Annotated in this window: 20 protein-coding genes and 1 tRNA gene; 6 read left to right on the forward strand and 15 right to left on the reverse strand. The window is 31.7% G+C overall.

Annotation, left to right across the window (positions count from 1 at the left end; all coding sequences use genetic code 11):
- Nucleotides 1–31: 31 nt before the first annotated feature.
- A complete protein-coding gene (locus BBG48_RS00150; RefSeq protein ID WP_094754327.1) occupies nt 32–319 on the reverse strand; it encodes an NAD(P)-dependent oxidoreductase in 288 nt (95 codons plus the stop codon).
- A gap of 592 nt (nt 320–911) precedes the next feature.
- Between BBG48_RS00150 and BBG48_RS00155 the strand changes: the two genes are divergently transcribed.
- On the forward strand, nt 912–1,229 hold the full coding sequence (locus BBG48_RS00155) for a DUF1292 domain-containing protein (RefSeq protein ID WP_068911469.1): 318 nt from the start codon (nt 912–914) through the stop codon (nt 1,227–1,229).
- Nucleotides 1,230–1,570: 341 nt separating this feature from the next.
- Here the strand turns inward: BBG48_RS00155 and asnS are convergent, their stop codons facing one another.
- The 14 genes from asnS to BBG48_RS00230 form a co-directional block, all read right to left on the reverse strand.
- Nucleotides 1,571–2,959 carry an asparagine--tRNA ligase gene (gene asnS / locus BBG48_RS00160; RefSeq protein WP_068911471.1) on the reverse strand — a complete coding sequence of 463 codons (1,389 nt, stop codon included), beginning with the start codon at nt 2,957–2,959 and terminating at the stop codon, nt 1,571–1,573.
- Between the two features lie 150 nt (nt 2,960–3,109).
- Nucleotides 3,110–3,808: a pseudouridine synthase gene (locus BBG48_RS00165; protein WP_068911473.1), complete on the reverse strand. Its 699-nt coding sequence runs from the start codon at nt 3,806–3,808 to the stop codon at nt 3,110–3,112.
- A gap of 35 nt (nt 3,809–3,843) precedes the next feature.
- Nucleotides 3,844–4,401: a signal peptidase I gene (gene lepB / locus BBG48_RS00170; RefSeq protein ID WP_068911474.1), complete on the reverse strand. Its 558-nt coding sequence runs from the start codon at nt 4,399–4,401 to the stop codon at nt 3,844–3,846.
- A gap of 51 nt (nt 4,402–4,452) precedes the next feature.
- Nucleotides 4,453–5,769: a CdaR family protein gene (locus tag BBG48_RS00175; protein WP_068911476.1), complete on the reverse strand. Its 1,317-nt coding sequence runs from the start codon at nt 5,767–5,769 to the stop codon at nt 4,453–4,455.
- A complete protein-coding gene (gene cdaA / locus BBG48_RS00180) occupies nt 5,762–6,655 on the reverse strand; it encodes a diadenylate cyclase CdaA (RefSeq protein ID WP_068911478.1) in 894 nt (297 codons plus the stop codon). Before cdaA ends, BBG48_RS00175 begins: the two co-directional genes overlap by 8 nt.
- A 113-nt stretch (nt 6,656–6,768) precedes the next feature.
- Nucleotides 6,769–8,031: a competence/damage-inducible protein A gene (locus BBG48_RS00185; RefSeq protein WP_068911480.1), complete on the reverse strand. Its 1,263-nt coding sequence runs from the start codon at nt 8,029–8,031 to the stop codon at nt 6,769–6,771.
- A 28-nt stretch (nt 8,032–8,059) separates the two neighbouring features.
- Nucleotides 8,060–9,058: a galactose-1-phosphate uridylyltransferase gene (locus BBG48_RS00190; RefSeq protein ID WP_068911482.1), complete on the reverse strand. Its 999-nt coding sequence runs from the start codon at nt 9,056–9,058 to the stop codon at nt 8,060–8,062.
- Between the two features lie 222 nt (nt 9,059–9,280).
- Nucleotides 9,281–9,766 (reverse strand): QueT transporter family protein, encoded by a 486-nt coding sequence (locus BBG48_RS00195; RefSeq protein ID WP_068911484.1) that lies wholly within the window; start codon nt 9,764–9,766, stop codon nt 9,281–9,283.
- Between the two features lie 107 nt (nt 9,767–9,873).
- The gene (locus tag BBG48_RS00200; protein WP_068911486.1) at nt 9,874–10,674 is read right to left on the reverse strand and encodes a metal ABC transporter permease; all 801 of its coding nucleotides are present in this window, start codon (nt 10,672–10,674) and stop codon (nt 9,874–9,876) included.
- The gene (locus BBG48_RS00205) at nt 10,664–11,326 is read right to left on the reverse strand and encodes a metal ABC transporter ATP-binding protein (protein ID WP_068911487.1); all 663 of its coding nucleotides are present in this window, start codon (nt 11,324–11,326) and stop codon (nt 10,664–10,666) included. The genes BBG48_RS00200 and BBG48_RS00205 overlap by 11 nt, the downstream gene beginning before the upstream one ends.
- Nucleotides 11,327–11,376: 50 nt before the next feature.
- Nucleotides 11,377–12,384: a metal ABC transporter substrate-binding protein gene (locus BBG48_RS00210; RefSeq protein ID WP_068911489.1), complete on the reverse strand. Its 1,008-nt coding sequence runs from the start codon at nt 12,382–12,384 to the stop codon at nt 11,377–11,379.
- 825 nt (nt 12,385–13,209) lie between these two features.
- Nucleotides 13,210–13,285 (reverse strand) — tRNA-Thr (locus BBG48_RS00220).
- A gap of 212 nt (nt 13,286–13,497) precedes the next feature.
- The gene (locus BBG48_RS00225; protein ID WP_068911491.1) at nt 13,498–14,799 is read right to left on the reverse strand and encodes a BaiN/RdsA family NAD(P)/FAD-dependent oxidoreductase; all 1,302 of its coding nucleotides are present in this window, start codon (nt 14,797–14,799) and stop codon (nt 13,498–13,500) included.
- Between the two features lie 711 nt (nt 14,800–15,510).
- Complete coding sequence (locus BBG48_RS00230; RefSeq protein ID WP_158527882.1) at nt 15,511–16,263, reverse strand: CAMP factor family pore-forming toxin; 753 nt, start codon at nt 16,261–16,263, stop codon at nt 15,511–15,513.
- 507 nt (nt 16,264–16,770) lie between these two features.
- On the opposite strand from BBG48_RS00230, the gene pyrH reads away from it, so the two are divergent.
- Genes pyrH through BBG48_RS00255 form a run of 5 tightly spaced genes read left to right on the forward strand, consistent with a single transcriptional unit; the run spans nt 16,771 to nt 20,138 of the window.
- Nucleotides 16,771–17,469 (forward strand): UMP kinase, encoded by a 699-nt coding sequence (gene pyrH / locus BBG48_RS00235; RefSeq protein WP_068911492.1) that lies wholly within the window; start codon nt 16,771–16,773, stop codon nt 17,467–17,469.
- Between the two features lie 33 nt (nt 17,470–17,502).
- Nucleotides 17,503–18,060, forward strand: coding sequence for a ribosome recycling factor (frr, locus tag BBG48_RS00240; protein WP_068911494.1), 558 nt, complete (start codon nt 17,503–17,505; stop codon nt 18,058–18,060).
- Nucleotides 18,061–18,063: 3 nt separating this feature from the next.
- On the forward strand, nt 18,064–18,276 hold the full coding sequence (locus BBG48_RS00245; RefSeq protein ID WP_068911496.1) for a hypothetical protein: 213 nt from the start codon (nt 18,064–18,066) through the stop codon (nt 18,274–18,276).
- 60 nt (nt 18,277–18,336) lie between these two features.
- Nucleotides 18,337–18,801, forward strand: coding sequence for an SsrA-binding protein SmpB (gene smpB, locus BBG48_RS00250; RefSeq protein ID WP_068911498.1), 465 nt, complete (start codon nt 18,337–18,339; stop codon nt 18,799–18,801).
- The gene (locus BBG48_RS00255; protein ID WP_068911500.1) at nt 18,801–20,138 is read left to right on the forward strand and encodes an MATE family efflux transporter; all 1,338 of its coding nucleotides are present in this window, start codon (nt 18,801–18,803) and stop codon (nt 20,136–20,138) included. Before smpB ends, BBG48_RS00255 begins: the two co-directional genes overlap by 1 nt.
- Nucleotides 20,139–20,146: the final 8 nt, after the last annotated feature.

A 20,146-nucleotide genomic window follows, 5' to 3' on the forward strand; every position in this document is an offset into this window, starting at 1 on the left:
AGACTTCTCTCATGGTAATCCTTTAATAATTCTAAACTACAGGATTTCTTGGCTCTTGTCCTCTTAGCACTGAAAGCTGATTGCTTAAAGCATAATCTTTCAAGGCTTTTAATGATTGATTTGAAATATGTGATATATGTGGCGTTACCAAGATTCCTTTTGTGCTGAGCATTGGGTCGTCTGCTTTTGGTGGTTCTGTTTTTATTACGTCCAATATTGCACCTTTAATTTTGTGTTCTTTAACTGCATCAATTAAGTCCTGTTCGACAATTATTTTACCTCTTGCAGTATTAATAATATACGCGGTTTCTTTCATCATGCTCTAAATCATAATCTGACCACTCTTCATCAATTATCCAAATTAGCATAATTTCCTCCTATAAAAACATTTTAGTCAATGGTGGACTGAATATTAAACTGAAAACCAACAGTTTTTCTTCAAAATCATCGTAGGCTTTAAAGATTTTTTCCATTACAGCTCCTTTCTTTCATTTTATTTAATAATTGCTATTGTTTTATATTTTATATATGCTCAAGAAGTCTTAGACTTAGGCTATGCGGCACCAGAAGAATTGTTTGATGAGTTTTTAGATGAAGTGTATTCAAATGTCAATGCCTTAGCGACTTAATAAAAATTTGTTCAATTTGAGCTTGCAATTTTCGTTTATGATATAATTTAAAAGCTTTTTTATTTTAACATAGCATTTTTCTATATTTTAACACTCAATTTTTAAAAATTAAATAAAAAATATTGTTTCTATATAAGATTTTTTTGTGTATTTTTTTATATTGTGATTGACATTTTTGTCATTAACTGGTTTAATATAGCTATATCTAAAGATTAAGGGGAATGTATCTCCTAAATCTAATACAGTTTTTTCGTATAAAATTTAGCTATTTAGGAGGATAATATGAGCGATTTTTTAGACAAAGATAATGGAGAAGATGGAATAGAATACTTCGATGATGAACAAACTATTGATTTAGTTCTTGATGATGGTACTACAATGACTTGTGATGTAATAGGTCTTTTCGAGGTTGATGATACTGAGTATATCGCTCTAGCTGAGCCTGAATCTGACAATGTATTAATCTACATCTATGAAGAAGTCGGCGATGAAGTTAGTCTTAAAAATATCGAGGACGAAGAAGAATATCAAGCTATTTCTGAAGAATTCATGGAATTATTCAGCGATATGTTCGAAGACGAAGAGGGCGAAGGAGAATAATTTTTTTTCTTAGCTAAACTAATTTCTCTAAAAGACTTATGCTAGGCAAATGCCAAGTATAAGTCTTTTTTATATATAAAAAGCTCGCCTATTTTGAAAATTTGGCGAGCTTTCTTATACTATTAGGCTAGATACTTTCGTTTCGGTGTGATTTTCTCCTACGGTGGCGGCTCACAATCTCCTTATTTGAACATATCCGTCTTTATTTATGATTTATTTTGTTCTTAGTATAACCCCAATTAAATTACTTTAATTATATTTTTTAATAAAATCTTAAATTTATAGGCAAACAAGGTTCGCCAGTGCATCTTGATTTTATACTTTTGTATTAAAATTTATTTTTAAAATTCTGCGTTTCCTACTGTTCTTGGGAATGCTATTACGTCTCTTATATTTTGCATACCTGTAAGATACATAATCATTCTTTCAAAACCTAGTCCATAGCCTGAGTGTTTTACTCCGCCATATTTTCTAAGCTCTAGATACCACCAGTAGTTATCCATGTTTAAACCGTTATCTTTAATTTTTCTTTCTAAAATATCTAGTCGTTCTTCCCTTTGAGAGCCACCTATTATTTCTCCAACTCCGGGCACTAGTAAATCCATAGCAGCTACAGTTTTTCCATCATCATTTTGTCTCATATAGAAAGCTTTTATTTTTTCCGGATAGTCTGTAACAAAAACCGGTTTTTTGAAAATATGCTCTGTTAGATATCTTTCATGCTCTGTCTGTAGGTCTATTCCCCATTCTACTTTGTAGTCGAATTTATGTCCTGAGTTTAAAAGTAACTCTATAGCTTTTGTATAGGTTATTCTTTCAAAATCGTTGTTTAAGATGTTGTCTAATCTTTCAAATAAGTTTTTGTCTACGAAACTGTTGAAAAATTCCATTTCCGGTTTTGCATTTTCTAAGCAGTAGCTTATGATATATTTTACCATTTTTTCTGCTACGTCCATATTTTTATTCAGGTCTGCAAATGCCATTTCAGGTTCTATCATCCAAAATTCAGCTGCGTGTCTAGCTGTGTTTGAGTTTTCTGCTCTAAAGGTTGGTCCGAAGGTGTAAACATTTTTAAATGCCATCGCCATTATTTCTGCCTCAAGCTGTCCACTAACTGTCAAATGTGCCTCGTTACCAAAAAAGTCTTGTTTATAATCAACTTTTCCATCTTTCATTGGAGGTTTTTCCATGTCAAGAGTTGTAACTCTAAACATTTCTCCTGCTCCTTCTGCATCGGAGGCTGTGATTAGTGGGGTATTGGCATAGACAAAACCATTTTCTTGGAAAAATTTGTGTACTGCATACGCTGCAACTGAACGTACTCTAAATACTGCTAAAAATGTATTTGCTCTTGGTCTTAAATGTGCTATTGTTCTTAAAAACTCTAGCGAATGTCTCTTTTTTTGTAGTGGATAATCTGTGTCTGATGTAGCTAATAATTCTATTTCGTCAGCATTTATTTCAAATTTTTGTTTAGTTCCATCTATAGAAAGTAGCTTTCCTTTTATATGAAGTGCTGTATATAAAGGATACTTTGTAATTTGTTTAAACTCTTCAAATTTGCTTTCGTCCACTACTATTTGTATATTATTAAAGTAGCTACCGTCATTTAGCTCAATAAAGGCGATTTTATTTGAGTCTCTAAGTGTTTTTACCCAGCCCTCAACTTCAATGTCTTGTCCTATATATTTTTCATAATCTTTAAATAGCTCGCTATTTGATAATATCATTGTTTTCCCTTTCGTGCCGCAAGGCTTTTATTTTTCTTTTTTGCCGATTTTTAATCTCAATTAAACCAACTTACAAATTATAGCAAAAATTCCTATTCTTTGAAAGTATAATATCATAAATAAAATTATATATAAGGCTTTAAATGTATTTTACAAATTAAAGAAATATTCTTTTTCCTGCTCTGTTAATTTTCTATAATTGCCCTCTTTTATTGTGCCTAGTTTTACTTTGCCTATGGCAATCCTTTGTAATTCTTTAACATTTCTGCCAAGCTCAGCTATCATGTTTCTAATTTGTCTTTTTTTGCCTTCAAATAAAACTACCTTGTAGGTTGCTGCAGAAAAGTCATAAAGCTCTATTTCAGCCGGCATAGTAAGTTTCCCTTCTAAAAGTATGCCATTTCTGAATTTTTCCATCTGCACATCGCTTAGTCTACCGTCCAATGTCACAAGATATTTTTTCGGTATATGGTTTTTTGGATGTGTTAATTTATTTGTAAGCTCTCCATCGTTAGTAACTATCAGTAGTCCTGTAGAGTCCATATCAAGTCTGCCTACCGGATATACATCTATTTCCGGCGGAAAATACTCTCTTATGCAAGGTCTGTCAAATGGATCAGACACGCTAGAAAGCACTCCTTTTGGTTTATTAAATAGATAGTAATATTTATTTATTTTTTTATCAGAGATTATTTCTCCGTCAACTTCGACTTCGTCCATATTTTTTACATCATAGGAAAAGTCTGTTAAAATCTCTGAGTTTACCTTGACTTTGCCCTGTTTTATCATGTCATCCGCTTTTCTTCTTGAAAGCTCAGTTTGACTGGCAATATATTTATTTATTCTCATATCAATTATAATCCATATCTTTTTGTAATATTATTTTAAAATCCTCTGATTTGGTTAAAGGGAAACACTCTTATTGCAACCTTCCCTATTATGCTATCTTCACTTACTATACCGACTTGCTCTGACCTAGAGTCTAGGGAATTAGGTCTATTATCGCCCATTACAAACACTGAGTTGTCAGGTACGGTCAAGTCTACTAATCCATCTGTATAGTCACCGTTTATATAGCCCTCTTCTTGCAGTTCATCGTTGATATAGACCTTGCCGTCTGTAATCACTACATGGTCGCCCGGAACTCCTATTATTCTTTTTACTAAATCTTTATATTCATTTTTTTCGTCCGGTAGTGTAGATTTAAATACGATTATATCTCCATTTTTCGGCTGTGAAAACCAATAGGATGTCTTGTTTAATATTAAATAATTGTTGTTGTCCAGTGTAGGGTACATTGATTGCCCTCTGACAATGGTAGGTGCAACAAATATAGTTATTAAAAATGCCAATGCAAAGGCGAAAATTATTGTTTTAATCCATTCAACAATTTCTTTTTTTATGTCGATTTTGTTTACTTGCTGTGAGTCTTGTGGTTCCATTTTACCTCCAGTAAAATATATTACTAAACTTTAATTGGTTTTTGGGTGTATCTATTTATTATCTGTGTCTGATGTTTTTTCTGTGGTATCTAATGATGTATTTGCATCATTATTAACATCTTTTTCTATATCAGATTTATCCGGCTTTGTAATTTTTTCACCTTGAGCCTCATTGTCTTGAAAATTCTTGTCTACCTTTATCTTTGATGGATATATTAAAACGTCTGATATATTTTTAGTAGTTTTATACTCAATATTCACATATCCATCTTCAGGAATATGTCTAAGGTCAGCATATAGAGTTATATCATTTTTTGAAACAGATAGTGAATTTGTATTAAATGTGACAACTATATTTGATATCGGCTCTAATATAGCATTTATAGATGTATCGTCTTTTAACAGCTGCACATCTTGCCCACTGTAATCAAACTGTACTAAGCCATCAATTGGTAGACTTTTTTTCAAATTAATTGTGACTTTGCCGGTGTCTACTTGCACACCTTTTGGCACAATAAGTGTGACATCTCTTGATGAGCTACCTCTGAGCTGCATCATAGTTACTTCTTGAGTAGAGATTGTTTCTATTTTATCGATTGTGCTAGGTGAGCCCTTAATCTTCACCTCGGATTTATCTAGTGTAAAGCTATCTTTATTTACACCTAAATCATTTTTTTCAATTGTCAAGCTTATTGGTACTTCTTTTTCTTTTTTCAGTTTTGCGGTTATGGCTAATTTATCCTTATCTACTGTCAGTCCGTTTATTTGATTTCCATTTGTATCAAGTATTAAAACCTTGCTCCACTTTATGAAATCAGATTTTTCTCCTTGTAGCTCTACTTGTACCTGAACCTTATCAGCTTTATCTGTTAAGCTTTTTGGCCCTGATATATATACGTTATTAGCTGAAATATCTATTGAGTCTACATAGTATCCACTAGGCAAATTTCCAATTGTTTTAATGCCTACCTTCTCATATTTTACAACATTTTCTTCTAAATTAACTTCCATCACTGAAGGGTGTATCTCGTAATTAACTCCCTCATATTGAGATGCTATATAAACTTGAGCTGAATTTACACCAATTTTAGGGTCATCTATTTTCATATGCAGCTCTATGCCATTTTTTAGGCTTTGGCTTACTTCACTCCTTCTACCAATTATCTTTACATTTGCCTGCAACATTTGACCCGGACTTACTGCAAGATTATTTTCTACAATGGTGTCTAAGTTTGATATATTAACATTCACATTATTTATTTGCCTGTTATCCAAAGGATTGGAGTCACTCATTACATAAATCCACGCAAAAAAAGCCACTACCACACAAGCAATTTTAATCTTCAAGATAGAGCTACGTTCATTCATTTGATTTAACCTCGCTCTTTTTTACATCGTCTTTTGATACCTCTATATCTTCCAAACCAACATAATCTTTATCTACAGCTTTTTCTTCTGATTTTAAATTTGCATAATCAATAAGATTTTGCTGCATTAAGGTTCTTAATCTATCTTCAGAAAGGTCTCTGTATAATCTTCCTCTAATACCGATAGATATTGCCCCCGTTTCTTCGGATACTACCAATGAAACACAATCTGAGTGCTCTGTTATGCCAAGTGCTGCTCTATGTCTTGTACCCAGCTCCTTGCTAAGACTTTTATTTTCTGTAAGTGGCAAAAAACACGCTGCCGATATGATTTTATTATGTCTAATAAGTACCGCTCCATCATGCAGTGGAGTGTTTGGTATAAATATATTTATAAGTAGTCCCCTAGAAATGTCGGCGTTTAAGAATGTTCCGGTCTGAGCTATTTCATTTAATCCAATATCTCTTTCAAATACTATGAGTGCTCCGATTTTTTGTCTTGACAAGGACAAGCAAGCACTGACTGTCTCTTCAATAGTATCTTGTATCTTTCCTAAACCATTTTTATCTGATTTTAGTATGAGCTTGGTTGTACCAAGGTATTCCAAAACACGTCTAAGCTCAGGCTGAAACACTACTATGATAGCAATAAGTCCTACTGTCATGGTGTTTCTTAATATCCAGTTGACTGTATAAAGATGACAAAATTCTGATAATTTAAGTGATAAAAGTATAATTATAATTCCCTTTACTAGCTGCTGAGCTCTAGTTTCTTTTATAAGCTCATAAATCTTGAATGTGACGTAGCTGACAATGAATATATCAAGGATATCGGTTAATTTTATATGTGTTACTAAATCTATTAAAGAATACAAATAATTATTCACTGCTCACCGCCCTTTTTACCCTTATTTTAAATATAATCATAACAATAACATAAAACTTAGTTTATCAATAAATCAATAAATTATCCTTAATTAAAATTTACAATGTGGAAAAATTAAGCCTGCTCATCAAAATCATATTTTGGTACGTTTAATGTCCTTCTTAAAAAGTCCAAAGCTTCTCTTACTGCTCTAGTTCTTATTTTTTGTCTGTCTCCCATCAGGTTGAGTTTTTTTACATAGGTTTTGCCTTTGACGTATAACCCAACATATACAAGTCCTACTGGTTTTTCTTTTGTGCCTCCGGTAGGTCCGGCTATACCTGTGGTAGAAAGTGCAATATCAGTATTTGCAACTTTTGCTGCACCTATCGCCATAGCCTCTGCAACTTGCTTTGATACTGCTGCGTATTTATCCAATAAAGCTTTTTCTACTCCTAAAAATTCAGTTTTAGACTCATTTGTATAGGTTGTAAACCCAGTTTTGAATACTTTGCTAATCCCATCAATATTTATTAATGCTCCGGACAATAGTCCCCCTGTGCAAGACTCAGCTGTCGATATTGTAAGATTATTTTCCATTAAATATCTGCCTACGACTGACTCCATTGTCAAATCTTCACCATAGGCGTATATATTATCACCTAATAGTTTTTCTACTTCTTTTACAAATGGTGCTAGCATTTTTTTTGCTGTCAGCTCGTCTTTTGCACTTGCCATAGCTCTTAAAATTAACCCTGTTTCTTTAAAATATGGCGCTAAAGTGGGATTTTCTTGCGCTTTTATTAGCGGCATTACTCTTTCTTCCATTATTGACTCGCCAATGCCACACACATTTATAACCTTAGACACAAATTTTTGGTCTGAAAATTTTTCAAGATATGGTATTATCGTTTCTTTTACCATTGGTGTAATTTCTCTAGGTGGTCCGGGCAATACTATAATAATATTTTTCCCGTTTTCAATTATGCAGCCGCTGGCAGTGCCGTTGTTGTTATTAATTATCTTTGCACCATCAGGGAAATATGCCTGACGAAGATTGCCTTCGTTTAAATCTTTTTCTCTATGTTTAAATATTTTTTTTAATTTTTCAAGCTCGCCATCATTAAAAATCATATCCACACCAAGAGTTGCCGCAACGGTTTCCTTTGTAAGGTCATCTTTTGTAGGTCCTAGTCCTCCTGTAGTTATGATTATTTCACTTCTTTCAAATGCACTAGTTAGTAATTCTTTTAATCTCTGCTGGTTATCTCCTATTGTTGACATATGGTAAACGCTGATGCCTATTAGCTTTAGCTCTTTTGCTAAAAATGTAGCATTTGTATTGACGGTTTCACCTAAGAGTAATTCTGTTCCTACATTAATTATTTCTGCTTTCATTTTATCCTCTTACTTTTATATAGTTAATCTAAATGCTGTTTGCTCTTTTTATCATTTGAGCAGCATCCTCCGGTATTATGGAATTCACCCTTATGCCCGATGCCATTTCAAAGCCTGCTCCACCTGAAAGTTTTGGAACGATTTTAAAATAATAGTGGTACGCAGCCTCATAACCTGAGTAGCCTTTTACTAGATAATTTAAATACATATTAAATGGAAAGTCTCCGATTGCTTTATACAGCATTTTAAAAGTTGTATAAATTACTTCAGACAAGGATTTTATATTTTCTTCTTTTTCAAAATACGGCTGGTGTTTTTTCGGCATTATCCAAGTTTCAAATTTATATCCGGGAGCATATGGCTCTAATACTACAAAATCTTCATTTTGATATATAACTCTTGTATTTTGTGATAGCTCATACTCAATCATTTTGCAAACAATGCACTTACCATCTTCTTTGTATTCTTTTATAGCCTGCTCAATTTCTTGGGTGAGTTTTACCGGACAAGCGTCAAGACTGATGATTTGGCTATGTGAATGTTGCATACTTGCACCTGCAAGCATTTTATAATTTTTAAAAAGACTAACGTAAGAAACATCCGGATTTTTTATATGCTCCTTAAACCTTTTATGGATTAGCTCATAAATTAGCTCAAACTGCTCTTTATCGATGTTAAAGTAATTTTTATTGTGTATTGGTGACTCCACAATCACGTCATGCATTCCTGTAGAAACATAGCAATATTTATTTAAATTTTTTATTTCTAATTCATTTTTTATAATCGGATATAGATTAGGTACAGCTCTAACCTTCCAATCTACTAAATCACCATCAACGAAACTTGCCTGTGGTGTCATGTGTTCATTTCCCTTACAAAACGGACACTCATAGCTATACTCCACATCATCGAACTTGCTAAAAATATTCATAATCTGTCTGTCCCATAGGTCAGATGGTTTTGACTCTCTGATACTTGTGTATATTACAGGTCTTTTGGATATTGGGTTAAGCCTTATCTGTGACATTTCTCCCTCATAGAATTTTATGAAAAGCACAATAATTTCATAAGATTTTTAATTATTTATATTTTATCACCTTTTATGACATTTAACAATAAAGATTGCCAGTATATCAAGATTTTTTAAAATATAAAATTTTATTTATAGACATTGTTTTATAAAAATTAGCAAAATTTGTATAAAAATTTTGTAATAAAAAAAGGTTACCCTAGGGTAACCTATACATAATTACTGTTGGATTGGTACTAGCACATTATTTTTAACATACGGATTTTTTTCAAGTAGCTTAAATACTGCAACTGAAATAATTGACACTGCCACAAACTCACTAATCATAATCTGCGAAGTAATAGCTAAAAAGCCTTCCATAGAGCCACTTGCAATGCCAATACCTATGCTGACTATGAACGAACAAAGTGCCGGCATAAGCGATGCTACATAGATATTTTTTATTTTTGACATTAAGGTCAAAGAAATAAAAGTGTGAGCAGTTCCAAAAATTAAATCATAAATCCCGTAGTTAGAATACAAATTTGCTAAAAAGCATCCCATAGTTATACCAATACGATATACCGGATTATACCATGCTAAAATATTTAGAACTTCAGCTATCCTAAACTGCACCGGTCCATAAGAAAAATCTCTCAACAAATATGTGACTACAAAATAAATGGCGGCAACTAATGCCTGTCTTGTTAAAACTTTAGTTTTCATTTTTCCTCCTTGATTTTTAAAGTGGGTGCCAAGAAACACTTAACAACAAATGCGAATTATACCATAAATTTTCGATTTAATCTACGATTTTATGATAAATTTCTAATTTATCTATCTGAAAAAATATTCACAATTATGCTGACTAAAGAAAAAAACATAACAGACAAAATCGCTATTGTGCCGCCTGGTTTTAGTGAAAAATAATAAGATACAGTTAACCCTACCATTACTTCACAAAACGCTAACAAAATACTGGTTATAATTAGACTTTTATAGCTCCTTGCAAGCATTATAGATGTCGCAACAGGAAGTACAATTAATGATGTAACAATAAGTGCCCCTACAGTCCTTGAAGAAATTGAAACTGTCAATGCAGTTAGTAAAACAAAGACTATATCATATAAAGGCACATTAACTCCCGATATCCTTGCACCTTCTTCATCAAATGCCATATACATCAGCTCTTTGTAAAGCATTAAAACCCCAAACAAGACCAAGATTGTAATTGCAGTAATTAATATTATTTCTGCATCTGATATAGAAACGATACTGCCAAATAAAAAAGCATTAAATGCACTTGCATTTTTTATAAAGCCGGACAAAACACCGGCAAGTCCAATACCAAGTGAGCTTATTACCGCAATCGCAATATCCCCTCTGTCATTGAGATTTTTATTTATTACCCCTACTAATAAAGAGGCAACTATACAAAGTAAAAATGAAACTACCAGCGGACTTTGTCTTATTACAAAACCCAAGGCTACTCCCGCCAACGCTGTATGAGATAAGGCATCTCCTATCAAAGACATCCTTTTTAATACTACTATTGTGCCAATGCTTGGCAGTATCAACGACAAAAGAGCTCCTACATAAAACGCTCTTCTCATAAATTCAAATTCAAATATCATATTTTTTTAACTTTCCGTATTCTATCTCATATACTGATTTACAATATTTTTTTAAATTTTTTATATCATGACTAATAATTATTATGGTAATATTATCATTTTCATTTATAGTTTTCAATGTCTCATAAATCAAAAGAGAAGAATTTTTATCAACACCAGTGGTAGGCTCATCCAAAATCATAATATCAGGTTCACTGACAAGAGCCTTGGCAAGCATAACCTTTTGTCTTTGTCCGCCCGAAAGCTCAGAAATTAATCTTTTGGCAAAGTCCTCCATACCAACTAAGCTAAGAGCCTCCATGACTCTTAGCTTATGAGTATTGTTTGCAAATTTGAACGGACCTATCTTAGGATATAGCCCTAACATTACTATTTCTAAAACAGTTGCGGGAAAGTTTACAGATTTTTTGTCCTGCATCTGAGATACATAACTAATAACAGGTCTTTGCCCATCAACATCAGTCACTTGTACTGTGCCGTTTTGCACCTTTAGTATGCCTGCAATCAACTTAATCAAAGTAGACTTACCTGCACCATTACTACCTATAATGCCTATAAAATCTCCTCTTTTTACCGATAGACTGATATCATCAAGCACATCAGTTTTTCCGTAGGAATATGATAGATTTTGAATGTTTATTAATTCTTCCATTTTTACTCTTTACTAGTTAAAGTTTAGTTGGTTATTTAAAAAAAGTGGTTTTATTTAAAAGAATTAACTATTTTATCCAAGTTCTTGTTCATTATTGATAGATAGTCTTCACCCGCATCTTCAGCCTCTTTAGTCAGTCCTTCTAGTGGGTCTAGCACGTCAACTGTCGCACCGGTTTCTTTAGAGATGCTATCAACAGTTTTTGAAGATGAAAGGGTTTCTTGGAATATAGTTTTTATATTGTTATCTTTTATATATTGTATAATATTTTTCATTGTAGCTGGATCAGGCTCAGAGTCTTCAAACACTCCTTCTATACCCATTTGAGTTAGACCATAATCTCTGCACAAATATGCAAATGCTTCGTGAGAAGTAACTAGACCTCTACCTTGAAAATCTTTTAATTTTTCTGCGTAGGCTTTGTCTGTATCCTGTAATTTTTTAATGTATTCTTCGTAATTTTTTTCATAAAAATCCTTGTTTGTCGGGTCTTTTTCAACTAAGGCATTTTTTATATTTGTAACCTGCATTTGTGCCTCTTTAAGTCCTAGCCAAATGTGTGGGTCATACATCCCATGTTCGTGGTGGTGATGTTCTTCGCCTTCGTGTTCTTCATGCGCCTCTTCGCATTCATGTTCATGCTCATCAGCATCTTCTTGATGTTCATTCTTTATTAGATCTATACCTTCAGATGTGTCTACATAAGATATTTTATCATTAGTGACCGCACCTTTTGCATCTTCAATCCAGCTTTCCATACCTGCACCATTATAAATCAATAGGTCTGCTTTTTCAAGAGTTACCATATTATCTGAAGACAATTCAAATCCATGTGGCTCAGTACCTGCAGGTACAATATTTACTAAGTCAACTTTATCTCCTGCGATTTTCTTAGTAAAATCGTATATTGGATACATTGAGGCAACTACTTTGATTTTATCGCTTGAGTCTGCCCCATTTGATTGAGTGTCGACTGCTTGGTCTTTTTTTGGAGTACAAGCACCTAGCATTGCTGTAGCTACAGCTAATGATAATATTTTTACAAAAGTTTTTTTCATTTCTTACTCCTAAATCTTAAACTTTGAATAAAATAATATAAAATAGAAACCAAAAAGCTTTGAAAATTCATAAATAAATTTACGTTTTCTTATATAACTCAGTAGGTAGAGCACTGCCTTGGTAAGGCGGATGTCGCTTGTTTAAATCTGCTTGTAAAATTTATTTTGAATTATTTTTTGACTTGGTAATTAAATTATATAAATTTAGTTAATACAATTAAATAAGTTCTTAATGCAACTTATTTGTAACAAACAATATATTATTATATAACTAAATTTTTATATGTCAATCAAATAAACATTATTTTAATCGTTTAATTGCAATTGTTTTAAGAATTATTTTTCTATTTTTTTCATATTTTTTAATTATTTTTTTAATAAAAAAAGACCTATCTAATTTCTATGGTCTTGATAAAAAATTCAATAAAATAATTTTTCTTGTCTTGTTACGTTTTTTGTTACGTTTCACTTTGCATTTTTATCTTGTTGTGGTATAATTATAAAACAGAAAAGTAAACCTATTCGGTTTGCCACTATTTTAGATTTTTAAATCTTTAAAAACCGTTGTAATGGGCATACAGCGGTTTTTTTATGCTTACTTTTTCTTTTCTTGAAAAAGGGCAATTACTTGTAATATCAAATCTATTGACATTATAACAGCTGTTATAACTTCATATTTTGACATACAATCACCCCCAATCTAATTGAGATTGAGGCAAACCGGCTGTACTACTTTTCTCTTATGCTAGATTATATCACAAAAGGCACTTGCTACAAAGAGCCTTTTTTATTTTGAAAAAAATAACCCCCTAAGGGGTTATAAAATGGAGCTTACGAGCGGACTTGAACCGCCGACCTCCGCCTTACCAAGGCGGTGCTCTACCGACTGAGCCACATAAGCAAATGTATAGTTATTTTATACATTTAATGCGTATTTGTCAAGCTGTATATATCAGTATTTTTAAAAGACATCAAAAGTGGCTTAATTTAAACATTAGTCACTTTTTAGTTTTATAGATTTCGTGTAATTTATTTCATTTAAATATATTCACTTTTCAATATTTTTTTGGTTTAATGACATTGTTGTCAAATATTATTTTGTGTTTTTATTTTTTATCTAAAATTTAATCCAGCAGTGTATCCTGTACTAAATGCAATTTGCAAGTTGTATCCTCCACTTTGTGCATCAATATCTAGACATTCTCCAGCAAAATACAGATTATCTATTCCTTTGAAATTCATTGTTTTTGGTGAAATTTGTAAAATATCAATACCTCCCTTGGTGACTGTAGCTGAGCTGATATTGCCATAATTTTTTACTTGAAGTCTATGCTCTTTTATTTCCTGTAAAATTTTTAGCTTTTGCTCTTTTTTTAGATTATTTACATCTGTTTTGTCATATTTTTCTAATAAAAATTTGCATAGCCTATGTGGCAAATATTGTGAAAGTTTAGTTTTTAGTAATTGTTTCTGATTATTAAACAGCAGATTTTCCAGCTGTTCACTAGAAATACTTGGTAAAAAATCAAGCTTTATAAAAATCGGTTTTGATTTATAGGTTATATATTTTTGCTTTTCAGCTAATTTTTTATCTGTTTTATAAGGAAAGCAATTATCTATTTTCATATCATTTATGTCTTGAAATCCTGAAATCTTGCCGGTCAATTTTATTACACACGGTCCACTTATTCCATTTTTTGTAAAAAGCATATCCGATGTCTGAGCATATATTTTATCTCCTACGTCAGCTGAGACCGTTACATTTTGTATAGATAATCCCTGTAACTCACTGTAGTCCTCTACTGTATCTATACCGGTTAGACTTGGATACATTTTTGTTATTTTTATATTTTTTTGCTTTAACAGCTTAAATGTTTTATTTATAGTGTAAGACAATCCTCCTGTTGCAATTATTACATAATCAAAATCATTTTTATATTCATATTTTCCATTTGTGGTTTTTAAAGAAGAAACCATTTTTTTGCCATCTTCATCAGAAATTTCAAAGTCAATCAATTCTTCACCAGTGTGAATTTTTACATCTTTGTTTTCCAATTGTCTTATAAATGAATTGACTAATTTTTGAGCACTTTCATTGGCAGGATAAGCCTTATTGCCCTCACACTTTACTCCTACTCCAATTTTTTCTAAATATGCAATCATATCGTAATTACTAAAATTAGAAAAAGCACTGTAAAAAAATTTGGCATTTGTATTTATATTATCAAAAAAATCTTCTTTAGAGTCTAAATTTGTTACATTACACCTACCTGAGCCAGTAATTGCTAATTTTTGTCCTAATGCTTTATTTTTTTCTATAATTATTACATCATTTTCTTCAGTTTTTGCAGTCAATGCAGCAAATATTCCCGCTGCCCCGCCACCTATTATTAAAATAGTTTTTTGTTTTTTCATTTTTTGTCCTTAATTTTTATTTTTGTATTCGCTTATGTGATAACATGGTACTTGCGGTCTTGTTCCTTTTTTACACCAACAATATTTTGGTTTATTTATCCTTGCAAAGCCTGCTTAATCTTCAAACATTAGTCTATTTTTATTTTCACGACAATAGTTTTCCAACTCTTTTGCTGTTTCTTTAATTTTTTTGAGGTTTCTATAACATCTTCGCTTGCTTTATTTAGATGTTTACTTCTTGGCATTATTTTTCTATATCCATGTATTTTAAATACTCTGTAAATATAAGTATCTGCTGTTATTTTTTTATTTCTTCATAAAATACTATTTTTATTCTTTTTGCATCTAATATTTGTCCTTTATTCATTGTTTTTTTAAACTTTAATAGTATTTCTTTTTTTGTTCAACTGTTAAATACTTGTTGTTTCCGCCTTTATAATTATTTTTGCTATTATTACTTTTTCTTATTTCTTCTACTTTGTTATATTCTTGTTTGGTTACTTCATATATTTTTTTATAAGATATATTATACTACAAATTTAAAGGGAAATCAGTATAAGAGTAGGAATATATGCCTTACTTTAAATAAACAGGAATTATTACAAAATTTGAATATACCATTATAATATTGTAGAATTTTAGTATAAATTTATAACAAAAAAAACTGATAGGTTGAAATCTACCAGTTCTTTTTTGTTATCGATTTATATATTACTTAGCTTGTGCTATAGCTTCTTTTAATGCTTCATCCAAATCTTTTATAGCTTGTTCCACATCAGCTACTGTACTTCTCAAGCTTAGTTGTACTCCTACAGCGTTTGTTATTTTTTTATTAAGTTCGTTATATACTTTGAAAGGTACTTTTCCTAGCACTTTGCTATCTCTTTCAAATCTTGTGTTCCATATAGCAGAATCTAAAGCTTTTTTTACATAAATAGTTGCTTTGTCTGTAGATGTAACGTCTGCCATACCTCTTGCTTTTTCTATTACCGCTTGTAATTTATCTATTTCGCCTTTTACTTCGTCAGTGCCAGCAAAAGGATTAGCTGCAATTATTATAGCTTTTGTTATTTCTGCACCTATTTCTATATGAGCTTGTCTTACTTTTTTATTTAAATCATTTGATGCAGTAGCTATAGTTTTTGATATTTCAGTGAATAATTCCAATCTTGCCCCTATTGAATCAAGGTCGTATATAGTTTCTGTATTAAAACGTTCTCCGTTAAAAGGTGTAGCCACTTCTTCTACTTGGGCTTGCATTTTATCTAATTCAGTAGCTAATTGAGCAGCGTATTGTTCATATTCGCTACCAGCCACTTCAGCTTCAACTGCTTCTACTTCAGACTCAACTTGATTATATTTAGTTTGCACTGGAGCTTCTGCAAATGCTCTTTGATTTAAAATCGCTGTTCCACCAAATACCATAGATAATGCCAATGTTAAAGATATGACTTTTCTTTTCATAATTACCTCCATAAAATATTTAACAAAAAGTATTCTTATCATTTTGTATACACATAAAAATAATATTTATAAATACATCGAAAAAAGTTTATTCGGTGTATTGTATTAAAAATAATAGCATTTCAAGAAAAAAAAGTAAATAGTCTTTTTATACTCATTTTGCAAGCATAATTACTCTCTTATGCAATAAATTTGTGATTAATTTGTAATTAAATTATACTAAAAAAATACATGAAATAACGTTATTCAAAAATAATAAAACCTATAAATTATTATATTTTCAATCTTTTTTATAAAAATATTTTCCATCACAAACTTTTTATACAATATGAAATTTTTCCTAGAAAAAACTTCAAAATAAATATTTTAATTATTGATAATGTCAAAAACCATTCCCAAAAAATATAAATGTATGTTATAATATTTCTATCGAAAGAGGATAGCTTTAAGATAATTTATTTTATTATATTTATTCTCTTACCCCAGTATAAAGGCGAGGAAATTAAGATGCAAAAATATAAAAGAATCCTTCTCAAGATGAGCGGTGAGGCTCTTTCTGGAGAAAAAGGCTTTGGATTTGATGAAGGTATGCTAGAAAAAGTTGCCAAAGAAGTTAAAAGCATTGTCGACCAAAAAGTCGAAGTGGCAATTGTTGTTGGCGGCGGTAACTTTTTTAGAGGCAGAAGTGGTAAAGATATGGAAAGAGCTCAAGCCGACTATATAGGTATGCTGGCTACCGTTATGAATTCCTTGGCATTACAATCGTACTTAGAAGGTGTCGGTATAGACACTAGAGTTCAAACTGCAATTGACATGAGACAAATAGCTGAGCCATATATCAGAAGAAGAGCTATAAGACATTTAGAAAAAGGTAGAGTAGTAATATTTTCTGCTGGTACAGGTAGCCCATATTTTTCTACAGATACAGCTGCAGCACTTAGAGCAGCAGAAATAGGTGCAGATGCCCTACTGCTAGCTAAAAATGTGGACGGTGTATATGACAAAGACCCTAACGAATTTGCTGACGCTAAGAAATATCAACATATCAGCTATATGGACGTTTTGTCACAAAACTTAAAGGTTATGGATTTAAGTGCAATCACACTTTGCATGGATAACAATATCCCGCTTAGAGTATTTTCTTTAAAATCAGAAAATATGCTTGATATTATCAATGGTTCTGAAGTAGGCACAATAGTAAACTAAAATTTAATAAAATATAAATTTTCGGAGGATGAAATGTTAAAAGAACAAATAAATCAAGTTAAGGATAAAATGGATAAAACCGTATCCGTTTTAGGTGATGACCTAGACACAATAAGAACAGGCAGAGCAAACCCAAAAATGCTTGACAAGGTTATGGTAGACTATTACGGCACTATGACACCTATAAAACAAATGGCACAAATCACTGTACCTGAGCCAAGAAGTTTACAAATTCAACCATGGGATAGAAGTAGCATAGGTCTAATTGATAAAGCAATCCAAATGGCAAACCTTGGATTTAATCCAACAAATGATGGCACAAGCCTTAGGATAAACATACCTCAGCTTACAAGTGAAAGAAGAACAGAGCTATGCAAGCAAGCTGAAAAAATTGGAGAAAATGCTAAGGTCGCTATCAGAAATATCAGACGTGATGCAAATGATGCAATCAAAAAAGCAGAAAAGAAAGACAGCTTACCTGAGGACGAAGTAAAAAATACTTTAGACGAAATCCAAACCCTTACTGATAAAGCAATAAAAGAAATCGACAAAAAAGTATCTGAAAAAGAAAAAGATATTAAAGAGGTATAAGTCTTGGATTTAAAAAAATTTTCTTATGAATTGATTGGAAAAAATCCTGCTTATGTTCAGGAGTATCTGTCAAAATTAGGATATTTAGTTAAAATCCAAGCCTTAGAGCCAAAAAAGGATAAGGAGATTTTAACTGATGAAATTACAATCAATTTGAAAGAAGAAACTGAAAATACAATCACAATAATAACATCTAAATTCAAAAAATATATATGATGTACATCATATATATTTTTTCATTATAAAATGTTTTGTAAAATTTATTAGGATAATGCTATGTCAGTAAAAATAGTCGCAACAAATAAAAAAGCCAAATTCAATTACAATATAATTGAAAAATTTGAGGCTGGAATAGAATTAAAGGGAACAGAGGTTAAATCCATTAGAAAAGGTAAGCTCAATCTTTCTGATGGCTTTGTTTCCATTGAAAAAGGTGAAATATTTTTGAAACAAGTTCACATCTCACCTTATGAGCAAGGCAATATTTTTAATGTAGACCCTCTAAGAATTAGAAAGCTCCTCCTACACAAAAAAGAAATAGTTTACCTCTTAGGTCAAGTAAAGCTAAAGGGGTACGCAATAATACCTCTTTGTGCATACTTTAGCTATGGAAAAGTTAAAATTGAGATTGCCTTGGTTCAAGGTAAGAAAAATTACGACAAAAGAGCAGATATGGCTAAAAAAGACCAACTCAGAAATATCGACAGGGCAATAAAGAATTTTAACAACAAGGAGAGGTAATGTCAGATTTAAAAGAAAATAAAATGGGCACTGCACCAATGAAGGGATTGCTAATATCCGTTTCATCACCAATAATGGTTTCGATGCTTGTGCAAGCACTTTACAATATGGTAGACTCACTATTTGTTTCTAGGATTAGCGAAAATGCACTGACCGCAGTGTCAATTTGTTTCCCTATACAACAGCTCATGATAGCGTTAACGGTTGGGCTTGGTGTTGGTGTAAGCTCATTAGTTTCAAGATATTTAGGAAAAAAAGATTTACCCTATGCAAAAAGAATTGCAAATACAGCAATTTTCGCTTATTTTTTAATAGGGCTTTTTTATATAATTTCAGGTATATTTTTCACCAATTCCTTTGTAGATATGCAAAATATAGCCTCAACTATCAAACCTGATGCAAAAGCCTATATGAGATGGGTCACAATTTGTTCCCTGCCACTTTGTTATACAATTTGTTTTGAAAGGCTCTTAGCCTCAACAGGCAGGACTTTTTACACCATGATAACCCAAGGTAGCGGAGCATTGGCAAATATCATACTTGACCCAATATTTATTTTTACATTCGGTTTAGGAGTACAAGGTGCTGCAATAGCCACAGTTCTTGGTCAATTAGTAGGTTCACTAACCGGTTTATATTTTCATATAAAAAAGAACCATGAGCTAAAAATAGATTTTAGTCTACTAAAATTTGATACAATCATTATAAAAGAAGTCTTAGAAATAGGCTTTCCTTCTATGGTAATGCAGAGCGTATCATCATTTACCTTATTTGTTTTTAATACAATTCTATCAGCATTTTCAGGCACAGCAGTTGCATTTTTCGGAGTATTTTTTAAACTGCAAAGTTTTGTAATTTTGCCAATAATTGGCTTGTCAAATGGACTACTTCCAGTAGCTGCATATAATTTTGGAGCAAAAAATAAGCAAAGAGTTCACGATGCGTTGAAATATGCCTTAATTTATTCATTGTCTTTCATGTCAATAGGCTTATTATTATTTTTGATTTTTCCAGTGCAAATCCTCAATGTTTTTAACGCCTCTCCAAAAATGATTGAAATTGGAGTACCTGCACTTAGGATAATACCTATAAGCTTTATCTTTGCTACTGTTTCAATTATACTATCCTCCATGTTTCAAGCGTTAGGTAGCGGAGTACCTTCGCTTATAATATCACTCATAAGACAAGTCATACTTTTAATGCCTCTTGCATATTATTTTTCATTAAGCGGAAGAATAAACAGAGTTTGGTATTCTTTCTTGATTTCTGAAATTATAGCTTTCTTGATTTCAATATTTTTAGCAAAAACTATATTTAAAAAAGCAGATTTAGATTAAAATTTCGC

This window comes from Criibacterium bergeronii (genome assembly GCF_001693775.2).
Classification (GTDB): Bacteria; Bacillota; Clostridia; order Peptostreptococcales; family Filifactoraceae; genus Peptoanaerobacter; species Peptoanaerobacter bergeronii.

What these genes read in the sequence shown, in the direction of transcription:
- BBG48_RS00200 (WP_068911486.1), bottom strand. Translation starts at nt 10,674, where the DNA reads ATGATATTTGAATTTGAATTTATGAGAAGAGCGTTTTATGTAGGAGCT.
- pyrH (WP_068911492.1), top strand. Translation starts at nt 16,771, where the DNA reads ATGCAAAAATATAAAAGAATCCTTCTCAAGATGAGCGGTGAGGCTCTT.
- frr (WP_068911494.1), top strand. Translation starts at nt 17,503, where the DNA reads ATGTTAAAAGAACAAATAAATCAAGTTAAGGATAAAATGGATAAAACC.
- smpB (WP_068911498.1), top strand. Translation starts at nt 18,337, where the DNA reads ATGTCAGTAAAAATAGTCGCAACAAATAAAAAAGCCAAATTCAATTAC.
- BBG48_RS00210 (WP_068911489.1), bottom strand. Translation starts at nt 12,384, where the DNA reads ATGAAAAAAACTTTTGTAAAAATATTATCATTAGCTGTAGCTACAGCA.
- BBG48_RS00230 (WP_158527882.1), bottom strand. Translation starts at nt 16,263, where the DNA reads ATGAAAAGAAAAGTCATATCTTTAACATTGGCATTATCTATGGTATTT.
- BBG48_RS00175 (WP_068911476.1), bottom strand. Translation starts at nt 5,769, where the DNA reads ATGAATGAACGTAGCTCTATCTTGAAGATTAAAATTGCTTGTGTGGTA.
- BBG48_RS00205 (WP_068911487.1), bottom strand. Translation starts at nt 11,326, where the DNA reads ATGGAAGAATTAATAAACATTCAAAATCTATCATATTCCTACGGAAAA.
- BBG48_RS00195 (WP_068911484.1), bottom strand. Translation starts at nt 9,766, where the DNA reads ATGAAAACTAAAGTTTTAACAAGACAGGCATTAGTTGCCGCCATTTAT.
- BBG48_RS00165 (WP_068911473.1), bottom strand. Translation starts at nt 3,808, where the DNA reads ATGAGAATAAATAAATATATTGCCAGTCAAACTGAGCTTTCAAGAAGA.
- BBG48_RS00155 (WP_068911469.1), top strand. Translation starts at nt 912, where the DNA reads ATGAGCGATTTTTTAGACAAAGATAATGGAGAAGATGGAATAGAATAC.
- BBG48_RS00185 (WP_068911480.1), bottom strand. Translation starts at nt 8,031, where the DNA reads ATGAAAGCAGAAATAATTAATGTAGGAACAGAATTACTCTTAGGTGAA.
- lepB (WP_068911474.1), bottom strand. Translation starts at nt 4,401, where the DNA reads ATGGAACCACAAGACTCACAGCAAGTAAACAAAATCGACATAAAAAAA.
- asnS (WP_068911471.1), bottom strand. Translation starts at nt 2,959, where the DNA reads ATGATATTATCAAATAGCGAGCTATTTAAAGATTATGAAAAATATATA.
- BBG48_RS00190 (WP_068911482.1), bottom strand. Translation starts at nt 9,058, where the DNA reads ATGTCACAGATAAGGCTTAACCCAATATCCAAAAGACCTGTAATATAC.
- BBG48_RS00225 (WP_068911491.1), bottom strand. Translation starts at nt 14,799, where the DNA reads ATGAAAAAACAAAAAACTATTTTAATAATAGGTGGCGGGGCAGCGGGA.
- BBG48_RS00150 (WP_094754327.1), bottom strand. Translation starts at nt 319, where the DNA reads ATGATGAAAGAAACCGCGTATATTATTAATACTGCAAGAGGTAAAATA.
- BBG48_RS00255 (WP_068911500.1), top strand. Translation starts at nt 18,801, where the DNA reads ATGTCAGATTTAAAAGAAAATAAAATGGGCACTGCACCAATGAAGGGA.